Raw genomic sequence first — 11894 nt, 5'->3', positions numbered from 1 at the left:
CGAGCGACCGCCCGCTAGCGCCGCTTCAACGCGCGCACCGCACGCTTCGCGAGCGGCAGCCCCTTTGTCCACAGTGCGTACCCCGGCCCGGGGCGATCCCAGCTGCCCGCGAGAAGATTCTCGTGCGAGGCGAACCCGGTCTTGAACGTCGTGACGCCATCGTTGATGAGGCCGCCGAAGTCGTAGCGCTCGATCCCGAGCGACTTCATGTGCCTGATCACGTGCCATTTCAGCGCGTAATTGGCGCGCAGCCGCTGCCCCGTCTCGTCCATGCCGCCGTAGAGCTCGAACGCTGTGCGTTCCGACTTGGCCATGAACAGGAACGCAACGGGACGATCCTCGACGTAGGCCGCCCACACCGGGGCATCGTCTCCGAGCATCGTGAACACGTCGTGGTAGTAAGAATCTTCGTGGAGTCCGAAATCGGCGCGCTCGCTGGTCTCGCGGTACACCTCAAGGCACACGTCGAGCTGCTCGATCGTATCGACGGCGCGAATCTCTAGCGCGTCTTCTCGGCCCGACTTGCGAATGTACTGCCGATGCTTTTTCGACATGTCGCCCAGCAGATCGTCCTCGGAGTTCCGGAGGTCGAGAATCAGCGTGCGCGCGGGCAGCACGGTCGTTTCCGCCTCACGCCACTTCGAATCGAGTGCAAACTCGCCCGCGTTCTCGTCGGGCTCGATCGATACGGCGACCGCGCGCCGCGAACCGAGCACGTAGTCAGCAACGGCGTCAGCCACCGCGCCGGGGGCCGGCTGCTGAGACGGGCGGTCTGAATCAGCACTGTCGCGCGGCACGACGGGCCCCCGCGGGGCGTAGACGAACCCGCCGAGCGGGCCGGGCAGCGTGCGGGTCAGCAGCTGGCACGCCCCGACGACCCGCGCATCGGCATCCGCGCCGTCGCGCACGAGCACGCGCTCGGCGCTCCAGCGGTGCGCCGACTTCACGTCACCCCAGCCCCAGAGCTGCAGGGGGTGGCCGCCAAACTGCTTGACGGTCGAATCCCACTCCGCACGATCGGTGCAGGGGGTTACGGTGAGGGAGGTCACGAACGGGTCCTTCCAAGGGTTCGAGAAATGGTGCCGACGATGTCAGACACTTCTGACGACCTGAGCAATCGCAACACAACAAAATAGACCGCGGCGACGAGCAAGGCCTCGATGACGGCGAACGGTATCGCCTGCCACACGCTGAACTCAGGCGCGATGATGCGTCCAACGTATGTCGCGAGCAGCCCCACGACGATAGCCGGAACCGCGGCAATGGCGTACTTCGTCAGGCTCTGCGCAATGCGTCGACCGTCGATCTCGCCGATCTTGCGGCGCAGCAGCCAGGTAGCAATGATCGCTTCCACGATGGTCGCGAATGACCAGATCACCGCGAACGAGAGACCGATGTGGCGGGGGGCCACGACGATCGGCAGTAGCAGTGACAGCGCTATCACGATCACCATCTGAATCGTGGTGAAGATGAACGGTGTGCGCGTGTCTGAGAGCGCGTAAAACGCGCGCTGCACGACAAACAGAAAGCTGTAGGCCGCGAGGCTCACGGCGTACGCCATCAGCGCCTCGCCGAACATGTCAACCTGCTCAGGAGACGCGCCGAAGTTAATGACGCGACCGATGAACGGTGCAGCCGTCACGAGAATGACCGCCGCGTACACCATCACCAGCGTGATCTGACGCACGGACGCAGAGAAATCGCTGCGGAACTCGGCCATGCGACCTGTTTGGCCCCACTCAGCAAGTCGCGTGAAATACGCCGTCGCCAGCGAGACCGCAATCACGGAGTGTGGCATCATGAAGATCAGCCAGACGTTCTGCATCGCGCTCGTTGACGGCCCTTCGCCCGAGCCGATCGCCACGATGCGGTTCGTCACGATGCCGCCGAGCTGCATCACGATGACCATCGCGAGCGTCCAGGTCGCGAGCCGTGCTGTGTGCCCGAGACCGACGCCGCGCCACGCGAAATCAGGCCGGAAGCGAATGCCAGCCTTGCGCCAAGACACGAAGAGAATCAGTGCCTGGGCGACAATACCGAGCGTCGCGCTCCCGCCGAGCAGCGCAATCATGCCAGGGCTCCAGCTGGTCACTGCCACGTGACCCTTGGGGTCGGCCCCGAACATCGCGATAAACACCAGGATGCCGGCGATGGCGATCAGGTTGTTGAGCACGGGAGCCCAGGTGAACGGGCCGAAGTGGCGGCGCGCGTTGAGCACCTCCCCCATCACCGTATAGATGCCGTAAAACACGACCTGCGGCATGCACCAGTACGCAAAGGCAGTAGCGAGCGCGAGCTGATCCTCGCCCCAGCCGTCGACAGTCAGCCGAACGATCCACGGAGCGGCGGCCATCGCGAGACCGGTAATCACGACGAGAGCGGTGGTGACGAGCGTCAGAATCTTGTTGATGTACCCGGCGCCGCCGTCGCTGTTCTGCGCCGCCTTTACGATCTGAGGCACGAGCACGGCGTTGAGCACACCGCCCAGCAAGATCATGTAGACCGTGTTCGGCAGCAGATTGCCGTTCGCGAACGCGTCAGCTGAGCGCGCCCCTACTGACCCGATCGCGTACGCGAGCAGCATGGCTTTCGCCAAGCCGAGCACGCGTGACACCATCGTGCCAGAGGCCATCACCGCGCTCGCGCGGATGAGTCCTGCAGCCATTAGTAGTAGGGATCCTTCCGAATCGCGAGCGAGGCGCGGCGGGCGATACGATCACCGAGCTGCACCCACGCACGATACGCGAGCGGCTTGAGCGGCAGGTCAAAGGCACCGGCGTAGTCGGTAATCTCCGGCGCGAATGAACGTTTGAACTGGCCCACTCCGAACAGGGGGTGCTCACGATCGTCGACCCGGTCAGACGGCGGTGCGCCACAGAGATCGTGCACAGTTGCGCCGCGCTCGTTCGCCCAGCGCATGACCTCCCACTGCAGCGCGTGCGATGCACCGTAGGCAGTCTTGGCGCGCACCGACGCCCCGTCTTTGTACGTCGTCTTTTCGCCAAGCGCCATCGCGTACGCGCCGGCGACGAGCTCACCGTCGCGGTGCGCGAGGAACATCTGCCCGGCGTCTGCGCTCGCGAAACTCTGCCAGAACTCTCGGTAATACCGCTCAGAGCGCAGCACGAACCGGCCCTCGGCGGTCTCTTGCAGCAGCCGGTAAAGCGCCGCACTGTGCTCGCCCGTCGGCTCGACGCGGGTCACGACGATGCCGTCGCGTCCCGCGCGGTTGATGGCGTTGCGCGCTTTCTTGCCGAGCCGCGCGAATACCTCATCTTCAGTGCCCGACACGTCGACGAGAATCGTCGACGGATTCGGGATGATGCGCACGGTATCGACGTACCCAGCGGAGTGGATGGCGGGAATCGCATCCCGGCCGAGGCGCGGCTCGATTTTCAGCAAGAAAGCACCGCGGGATCGCGCCAGCCGCGCGACCGCCGCAGCGACTTCGAGCGTCTCAGCGACGTCCTCCCCCGCCGGGCCTGCCGGGAGGTGCCACCACTCTCCGAGCAGCGGCACCCGCTTCGCGAGCACGCCGACCGCGACCGGCGGATGGCCGATGCGATCAACGATCAGCGCGATGTCGCGATACCCGTTTTGGGTGCGCTTAATCTCGAGATACTGCTGGCCCGACCAGACCTCGCCGCCGCCTGGATTGGCTGCGACCAGCTCGTTCCACGCGGCGCGCTCGGCACCGATGGCCAACCGGGCGACGGCCGAAGCCGGAGCGGTTGCCACCTGTTACACCACCACCACGACAGGGAGGATCAGCGACTTGCGACGCAGCTTCGTGCCGACCCAGCGGCCAACGGTGCGGCGCGTGATCTGCTGCAGCGCGTGCGGATCGGTGACGCCGTCTTTCATGGCCTTTTCAAGCGCATCAGCGATCTGCGGCTTGACGTTGTCGAAGACGCGATCGTCTTCGGCTACGCCCTTGGCGTGAATCTCAGGACCCGAGATGATCTGGCCCATGGTCGTCTCGACGACGGTGATGACGGAGATGAATCCCTCTTCGGCGAGCGTGCGGCGATCGCTGAGGTCTTGGTCGGTCACGTGACCGACACTCTTGCCGTCGACGTAGATGAAGTCGATTTCGAGCTGGCCAACCTTGCGGGCGACGCCATCAACGAGGTCAACGACCGTGCCGTTTTCACCGATGATCGTGCGGTTCTGCGGCACGCCGGTCTGAATGGCCACGCCCGCGTTCGCGATGAGGTGACGGTACTCGCCGTGAATCGGCATCACGTTCTTCGGGCGCACAATGTTGTAGCAATACATCAACTCGCCCGCCGAGGCGTGACCGGAGACGTGCACCTTCGCGTTGCCCTTGTGCACGACGTTCGCGCCGAGCTTCATGAGGCCGTTGATGATGCGGTACACCGAGTTCTCGTTACCGGGAATCAGGCTCGAGGCGAGAATCACAGTGTCCTTCTCGCCGATCTCGACCTGGTGCTCCTGGTTCACCATGCGCGCGAGCACGGCCATCGGCTCGCCCTGTGAACCCGTCGACATGTAGACAATGCGCTCGTCAGGGATGTCGCCGCTCTTCTTGAGGTCAACGAGCACGCCCTCGGGCACTGTCAGGTAGCCGAGATCCGAGGCGATCTTCATGTTGCGCACCATCGAGCGGCCGAGCAGCACGACGCGGCGGCCGTTCTTCTGCGCGGCGTCGAGCACCTGCTGCACGCGGTGCACGTGGCTCGAGAAGCTCGCCACGACCACCTTGCCCGGCGCCTTTTCGATGACGCGTTCGAGCACGGGTCCGATGTCTTTCTCGAGCGCGGTGAAACCCGGCACCTCGGCGTTCGTCGAGTCCGTCATGAACAAATCGACACCCTCTTCACCGAGCCGCGCGAACGCGCGCAGGTCAGTGATGCGGCCGTCGAGCGGCAGCTGGTCCATCTTGAAGTCGCCGGTGCCGATGACCAGGCCGGCCTCGGTACGAATCGCGACGGCAAGCGCATCGGGAATCGAGTGGTTCACGGCGATGAATTCAAGGTCGAACGGGCCCGTGGTGATGCGATCACCCTCGGCGACCACGCGGGTCTCCGGGCGAATACGGTGCTCCTTCAGCTTCGCCTCGACAAACGCGAGGGTCAGCTTCGAGCCGATCAGCGGGATGTTCTCGCGGCGCTTCAGCAGGTATGGGACTGCGCCGATGTGGTCTTCGTGACCGTGCGTGAGCACGACCGCGACGATGTCGCCCAGCCGGTGCTCAATCTTCGAGATATCCGGCAGGATCAAATCGACGCCGGGCTGATGCTCTTCGGGAAAGAGCACGCCGCAGTCAACAACAAGCAGCTTGCCGTTGATTTCGTAGACCGTCATATTGCGGCCCACCTCGCCGAGGCCGCCGAGCGGCGTGATTCGGAGAGTTCCCGCTTCGAGAGCGGGCGGGGTCATTACGGGGTTGGGCACTGAGCCTCCTGTTATTAGCGGGTGGTGCCTGCAATCTGGGGCAGGGCACCGCCGGCAGCCGCGTTGCGGTCCGGCCTGAAGTTTGACAAGTCGACGCCGGGGGCGTCGGTGATGAGCGCGAGTTCGTCCTCGATGAGGGCGGCTTCCCACTCTTCTGGGCCCACGAGCGGCAAGCGCACGCGCGGGCTTCCGATACGGCCGAGGCCGTGCAGGATGTACTTCGCGGCGACGGTGCCGGGAACGTGGGTCATGACCGCGCGCACGAGCGGCTCAAGCTGCTGATGCACGGCGCGCGCAGTGTGCAGGTCTCCCGCGTTCACTGCGTCGATAATGGCGCGGTACGGGGCAGCGGCTACGTTCGCCGTCACACCGATGAGACCGGTAGCCCCGATCGACAGGTGCGGCAGCACGTTGGCATCGTCGCCCGAGAAGTACATCAGGTCGGTCTGATTCAGCACCCGACTGACCTCGCTGAAATCGCCCTTGGCGTCTTTCACCGCGAGAATGTTCGGGTGCTTTGCGAGCCGCAAAATCGTCTCGTACTTGATCGGCACGCCGGTGCGACCGGGAATGTCGTACAAAATGACGGGCAGGTCCGTCGCGTCAGCGACCATGCGGAAGTGCGTGAGCAGACCCGCCTGCGTGGGCTTGTTGTAGTAGGGGGTGACGATCATTACGCCGTCAGCACCGGCCTTTTCGCTGGCGCGGTACAGCTCAATAGCGTGCGCAGTTTCGTTCGAGCCACCGCCGGTGATGATTTTCGCGCGACCGCTCGAGACCGACTTTGCGACCTCGACGAGCTTGAGCTTCTCGGGGTCGGTCAGCGTGCTCGTCTCACCGGTCGTGCCGGTGACCACGATGCCGTCTGCCCCACTGGAGATGCAGTCGTCGATGTGCTTCTCGGTCGCAGCCCAATCCACTTCACCGTCAGCCTGGAACGGCGTGATGAGTGCGACGAGGACCTGACCGAAAGGATTCTCTGCGTGTGCCACGTGACTAGGCTACCTGACGATCCCCCGGCGAGCGCTCTCGGCGCCACCGCTCGAACCGATACTCGAGCCCGGTGCGCGACGTTTCGCGGGTTCCCGGGTCGACGAGGGTCCACCCCGGGCCGATCTCGGGCGCAAAAGTATCGGCGTCTGGAACATCGAGTTCGATCTTCGTCACGACGAGTTCGTCAGCGAGGGGCATCCCTGCGCGGTACAGCTGGCCACCGCCCATGATCCACACGCGATCCTGCGCCTCAGCCGTGCCCTCGGGGCCCGTGAACATTGCAAGCGCCTGCTCGAGGGACGGGACCACCGAGGCGCCAGGAGCGTCGAACGCCGCATTACGGGTCACCACGATGTTTGGCCGCCCCGGCAGCGGGCGAAATCGCTCGGGCAGTGACTCCCATGTGGCCCGTCCCATAATGACGGGAGCCCCGAGCGTCTGCTGCTTGAAGAAAGCGGCATCCTCTGGCAGGCGCCAGGGCATGTCGCCATCGCGGCCAATGGCGCCACCGTGGGCCTCAGCCCAGATCATTCCGAGCAGCATGTTAGACGGCGACCGGTGCCTTGATGCCGGGGTGGTGCTCGTACCCCACGACCTCGAAGTCATCGAGCGTGTAGTCGAGAATGGACGCGGCCTGACGAATCTCGATCTTCGGGTACGGGAACGCGTCACGCGCGAGCTGGCGCTCAACCTGCTCAACATGGTTGTCGTAGATGTGGCAGTCGCCGCCGGTCCACACGAATTCGCCCGGCTCAAGACCGGTCTGCTGCGCAACCATCAGCGTGAGCAGCGCGTACGACGCGATATTGAAGGGAACCCCGAGGAACATGTCGGCGGAGCGCTGATATAGCTGGCACGAGAGCTTGCCATCTGCAACGTAGAACTGAAAAAAGGCGTGGCACGGCGCGAGCGCCATGTCATCGAGGTCGGCCACGTTCCAAGCCGACACAATGATGCGACGCGAGTCCGGGTTTGAGCGCAACTGCTCGATGACGTTCGCGATCTGGTCGATGTGCTCCCCAGACGGCGTCGGCCACGAGCGCCACTGCACGCCATACACCGGGCCGAGGTCGCCGTTGTCGTCTGCCCACTCGTCCCAAATGCTGACGTCGTGCTCTTTCAAGAAGGCTGTGTTGCCCTCGCCACGCAAAAACCACAGCAGTTCAATCGCGACGGACTTGAAGTGGACACGCTTCGTCGTAATCAGCGGAAACGACTCGGCCAGGTCAAAGCGGATCTGGCGCCCAAACAGGCTCCGGGTGCCCGTACCGGTGCGATCCGACTTCGCCGTACCGTGCTCGTATACCTCGCGCAGCAGGTCTTCATAGGGGGTCAGGATCGCGTTTGCACTCACAGCGAGCAGTCTATCGCGGCTCTGCTGCACGGCTGGCTGGTTGACGCGAGTTGCCCTTGCGTTCACGTTTCGAACCGAGCATCTCAAAGTCCGCTCGCGAAATGAAGTCATCGGAAGACTCGCCCGGCTCCCACTCCGCAATGCCGTACGACCACCGCGGCAGCGCGACTTCCTCGTGCATGCGCTCGGCGATCGAACGCGCGAGAGAGGCGTCGGCGTCAACGAGCAGCAGCACAAATTCATCTCCACCGAATCGGGCGAAAATGTCTTGCGGTCGAGATCGCTCCTGCATGCTTCGAGAGAACTGCTGCAACACGCGATCGCCCTCGATGTGTCCCTTGCGATCGTTGACCTGCTTGAAGTCGTCCAGATCGAGGTACAGCATCGTAAGTGGTTTACCGCTGCGCAGTGACGACGCAACAGCGCGATCGAGCAGTCGCCTGAACCCGCGCGGGTTCCAGACGTCGCAGAGCGGATCAGTGATCGATGTGCGCTCGAGCCGTCGCTTGAATTCGCCGATCAACTCACCGAGCACCAGTCCGGTCACCGTGATAGTCATCAGCACAGACGCGACCGAGGGGCCGAACTTCAACAGAATCAGCACATCGACGAGCACGATCCACGAATATCCGAGCACGCGCGCGAACCACATCGGCATGAACCAGACGAGGTAGAGAAAGAACGGCCCGAACAGTACCGCTGTGTTCAGAGCCCTGACCGCGTTCGGCGAGATCAGCACAGACGGCACGACAATGATCAGCGCGATGGTCATCAGTGTGCCAGCTGCGCGCGTCGGGAACCGGTTACCCGCGATGAGCACTGCGACGCACGCAACCAGGCACACGATCGACACGGCGATGAGGTCGGGGCGCACATCACCCGCGGGCAGAAACACCGTCGAGTTCGCGGCGGAGAAAATCATGCCCGATGCGAAGAACGCGGCGGTCGCGACCGACCTGTCGTTCTGGCGCGCGAAAATCGCCCCGAACATCGCCCCCATGACCCACCCGCTCTCAGAACCACCGAGCCTACGTCATCGTGCTCAAAAACGCACGGGTAGCGGCGAATTGCGTGAAGCTTGCGAGATCTCAGATGACTCTGAACCTGGCGACGAGTCGACTGCCTTAGGAGCCGAGCCCATCGTCGAACACCGGCATCGCCGACGTGTCTGACGACGCATCCACCCGCGACAGCACGCGTCCGCTAAAGAACTCGGGCGACGACTTCGCCTGCACAAACATCAGAATGACGCCGATACCGAGCACGGCGACGCCGATAATGCCGACGAGGCCGACCCCGAACAAGTGGCTGCCTGATCCGGCATCCGGGCTCATTGCATCAACCGTGGTCTTTACGAACACAACGAGCAGTAGCAGCCCGCCGATACCCGGCAGCACCATCTTTGAAATCACGGCCCCGACGCCCTCGCGCACAGCCGTCTTGCGGAAGTACCACGGGCTCGCGAGCGCCGTGATCCCGTAGTAGAAGCAGACCATCATGCCGAGCGCCGTGATGGTGTCCCACAGCACGTCCTCGCTGATGAAGCGCATTACCGCATAGAACACCGATGCGACGAGCGACGACAGCAGGAGCGCGACGTGCGGCGACTTGTACTTCGGATGCACGCGCTTGATGGCTGGCGGCAGCGCGCGGTAGTGAGACATGGCGAGCAGCGTGCGCGCGGGCGAAATCGCGGTCGAGTTAATTGACGCCATCGCGCTCACGAGAATCGCGAGCGAGAGCAGGATCGCCGCGGGTCCCATCACGGGATGTGCGAGGGCGGCGAAAACGTTCTCAACGATCGCCGAGTTGCCAAGGCCGGTCGGGCCATCACCCACGCCCGCAAACGCGACGGTCGCCGTAGCGGTGCCGACGTAGAGCACAACGAGGATGCCGACGAGAATCATCGCGGCCTTGCTCTCGGTCGACAGGCGACCCTTGGAGGGCTTTGTTTCCTCGCCCATAGTGAGCACCGTGTCCCAACCCCAGTACACGAAGATCGATACGGCAATGCCGGCTGCAAATGCGCTGAAGCTACTGACTTCGAACGGGTTAAACCACGACAGCTCGGGCATCTTGCCCTCGACGTTGGCGGGATCACCCGCGCCCACGAACATGGCGACGATAAACCACACCATCACGCCCATCTGGAAGATGACGGTGATGTACTGGAACACCTTCGTCGAGGTCATGCCACGATACGAGATGAGGGTCGCGAGTGCCATGAAGCCGAGGCAGACAGCAATATTGATGAACTTGTTGTCGGCGATGTCCGCGATCGAGGGATCGTTGACCATGATCGCGATCGACTGAAACAGGAATTCGACGGCGATGCCCGCGAGGTTCGACAGCACGAGCACGGTTGCAGCGACGAGCCCCCAACCCGCCATCCAGCCGACCCACGGGCCGAACGCCCGGGTTGCCCAGGTGAACGAGGTGCCGGAATCGGGCATCGCGGCGTTCAGCGCCCGGTAGCCGAGCGCGACGAGCAGCATCGGGATGAAGCCCATCAGGAAGATCGCCGGGGTCTGATAGCCGACCTCGCTCGCCGCCGGACCGATCGCCGCCGTGAGCGTGTACGCGGGGGCACACACCGAGAGTCCGATCACGAGCGCTCCGAGCACGCCCACAGTGCCAGACGGGAGCCCCTTCTTGCTGATGCCGCTGACGGAGTCGAGCGTCCGCGTCGCGGGTTCCGGGGCGTTGAGATCGTACTTCGCCATGTCACCTTTCCAGACTGAGGGCATCATTGCGCATGCCAGAAAGTTCCGGTCGTGGCGGCCCGGGCATCGAGTCTATGCACTCTGCCAAAGATTCACGAAACGCGGAAGCTATGCCCGAAGATCCTGCCGTTCAAACGCGATCGCTTGACGGATCGCGCCACGGGCGCGCTTCCGATCCCCGCACGCGTCGTAGACAATTCCGAGACGCATCCATGCACGCCACGATTCAGGCTCCGCTTCGACCGCGTCGCGGTATCGCGGAAACGCCGCATCGGCGTCAGCGCGATCCGGCCTGCCAGATGGTCGCGTGGACACCGGTTCCTCGGGGAGCGCGCCCTCGGCTTCGAGACGGTCGGCGAGACGCGTCGCCTGGCTACCGAACAGGATCTCGCGCATCAACGCCCACGCACCGATCAACGGCAACACGATCATTGCGATGCCCATGATTACGGCGATCACGTCACCCGAACCGAGCAGCGCGATCGCGCGGATACCGACGAACACGAAGTAGAGCACCAGCACGGCGCTCATGATGGACACGCCTATGATCGCGCGGGTGCGGGCGTTCATCGATTGCCGCCGTTCGCGGCGGCTGAGCTGGCTGAGCTGGCTGAGCTGGCTGAGCTGGCTGAGCTGGCTGAGCTGGCTGAGGCGAGATTACCCAGGCCGAGTATCGCGTCGAGGCCGACGGTGAGGCCGCGCGCGTCGACGATCGCTTCGAGCGCTGCCCGCACTCCCGCCCGGTATGCCTCGTTGGAGTGGGTGTCGTGGGTGATCGTGAGCACTTCGCCCGGGCCGCCGAAACGCACCTCCTGCTTAGCGACAACGCCGGCGAGTCGCAGGCTGTGCACCGGGATCCCAGCGACGAGCTCACCGCGCGCGGGCTGCTCAGCAAACGGCGCCGCGATTGGCTTACCACCGCGCGCCTCGGCCATCACTTCAGCGGTGCGCACCGCGGTACCGCTCGGCGAATCAACCTTGCCAGGATGGTGCGCTTCAATAATCTCTGCCGCATCGAAAAATGGTGCCGCGATGCGCGCGAGCGTTGTACCGAGGACCGATCCGAGCGAGAAGTTCGGCACCACGATCACGCCGCGTTCGGGAGCCCCATTGAGCTTCGTCTCGAGCGTCGCGAGGCGCTCCGCCGACCAGCCGCTCGTGCCAACGATAACCTGCTGGCCATGCGCGAGCGCGCGATCGACGAGCTCGGGCGATGCATCGGGGTGGCTGACGTCGAACAATACCGCCGCGTCTGCGCCCTCCTCGGGGCTCGAGGTACTGCGCAGGCGCGCCGCCAGTTCGAAACCCGGGTGCTCGTCAATGACCTCGCACACCAACCGGCCGAGCCGGCCCGTCGAACCCGAGACCGCTACACGAATCGTCATGCTCCCAGGGTACCGCTCGCG

General features: G+C 64.1%; 11 protein-coding genes. All 11 read right to left on the bottom strand.

Annotated features, from left to right (window positions below; translation table 11 throughout):
- Positions 1–14 precede the first annotated feature (14 nt).
- Positions 15–1049, bottom strand: a complete 1035-nt coding sequence (locus ACFWHR_RS06315) for a lipid II:glycine glycyltransferase FemX (protein WP_382447415.1) — start codon at positions 1047–1049, stop codon at positions 15–17.
- Positions 1046–2665, bottom strand: coding sequence for a murein biosynthesis integral membrane protein MurJ (gene murJ, locus ACFWHR_RS06310; protein WP_382447414.1), 1620 nt, complete (start codon positions 2663–2665; stop codon positions 1046–1048). The genes ACFWHR_RS06315 and murJ overlap by 4 nt, the downstream gene beginning before the upstream one ends.
- Positions 2665–3738: a lipid II:glycine glycyltransferase FemX gene (locus ACFWHR_RS06305; protein ID WP_382447413.1), complete on the bottom strand. Its 1074-nt coding sequence runs from the start codon at positions 3736–3738 to the stop codon at positions 2665–2667. The genes murJ and ACFWHR_RS06305 overlap by 1 nt, the downstream gene beginning before the upstream one ends.
- A gap of 3 nt (positions 3739–3741) precedes the next feature.
- Positions 3742–5418 carry a ribonuclease J gene (locus ACFWHR_RS06300; RefSeq protein ID WP_382447412.1) on the bottom strand — a complete coding sequence of 559 codons (1677 nt, stop codon included), beginning with the start codon at positions 5416–5418 and terminating at the stop codon, positions 3742–3744.
- Between the two features lie 14 nt (positions 5419–5432).
- Positions 5433–6410 (bottom strand): 4-hydroxy-tetrahydrodipicolinate synthase, encoded by a 978-nt coding sequence (gene dapA / locus ACFWHR_RS06295; protein WP_382447411.1) that lies wholly within the window; start codon positions 6408–6410, stop codon positions 5433–5435.
- A 4-nt stretch (positions 6411–6414) separates the two neighbouring features.
- Positions 6415–6942, bottom strand: a complete 528-nt coding sequence (locus ACFWHR_RS06290) for a dihydrofolate reductase (RefSeq protein ID WP_382447410.1) — start codon at positions 6940–6942, stop codon at positions 6415–6417.
- Positions 6943–6955: 13 nt separating this feature from the next.
- Entirely contained in the window at positions 6956–7765 is an 810-nt protein-coding gene (locus ACFWHR_RS06285) for a thymidylate synthase (protein ID WP_382447409.1), read from the bottom strand.
- A gap of 10 nt (positions 7766–7775) precedes the next feature.
- Positions 7776–8765 carry a GGDEF domain-containing protein gene (locus ACFWHR_RS06280; RefSeq protein WP_382447408.1) on the bottom strand — a complete coding sequence of 330 codons (990 nt, stop codon included), beginning with the start codon at positions 8763–8765 and terminating at the stop codon, positions 7776–7778.
- Positions 8766–8889: 124 nt separating this feature from the next.
- Complete coding sequence (locus ACFWHR_RS06275; protein WP_382447407.1) at positions 8890–10488, bottom strand: APC family permease; 1599 nt, start codon at positions 10486–10488, stop codon at positions 8890–8892.
- Between the two features lie 108 nt (positions 10489–10596).
- The gene (locus ACFWHR_RS06270) at positions 10597–11058 is read right to left on the bottom strand and encodes a hypothetical protein (protein WP_382447406.1); all 462 of its coding nucleotides are present in this window, start codon (positions 11056–11058) and stop codon (positions 10597–10599) included.
- A complete protein-coding gene (gene dapB, locus ACFWHR_RS06265; RefSeq protein ID WP_382447405.1) occupies positions 11055–11873 on the bottom strand; it encodes a 4-hydroxy-tetrahydrodipicolinate reductase in 819 nt (272 codons plus the stop codon). The genes ACFWHR_RS06270 and dapB overlap by 4 nt, the downstream gene beginning before the upstream one ends.
- Positions 11874–11894: the final 21 nt, after the last annotated feature.

The organism is Leucobacter sp. NPDC058333 (genome assembly GCF_042726155.1).
Classification (GTDB): Bacteria; Actinomycetota; Actinomycetes; order Actinomycetales; family Microbacteriaceae; genus Leucobacter.
This window is presented reverse-complemented; position numbering and strand designations above follow the sequence as displayed.

Coding starts and splice junctions, on each gene's coding strand:
- ACFWHR_RS06290 (WP_382447410.1), bottom strand. CDS start 6,942: ATGATCTGGGCTGAGGCCCACGGTGGCGCCATTGGCCGCGATGGCGAC.
- murJ (WP_382447414.1), bottom strand. CDS start 2,665: ATGGCTGCAGGACTCATCCGCGCGAGCGCGGTGATGGCCTCTGGCACG.
- ACFWHR_RS06280 (WP_382447408.1), bottom strand. CDS start 8,765: ATGGGGGCGATGTTCGGGGCGATTTTCGCGCGCCAGAACGACAGGTCG.
- ACFWHR_RS06270 (WP_382447406.1), bottom strand. CDS start 11,058: ATGAACGCCCGCACCCGCGCGATCATAGGCGTGTCCATCATGAGCGCC.
- ACFWHR_RS06275 (WP_382447407.1), bottom strand. CDS start 10,488: ATGGCGAAGTACGATCTCAACGCCCCGGAACCCGCGACGCGGACGCTC.
- dapB (WP_382447405.1), bottom strand. CDS start 11,873: ATGACGATTCGTGTAGCGGTCTCGGGTTCGACGGGCCGGCTCGGCCGG.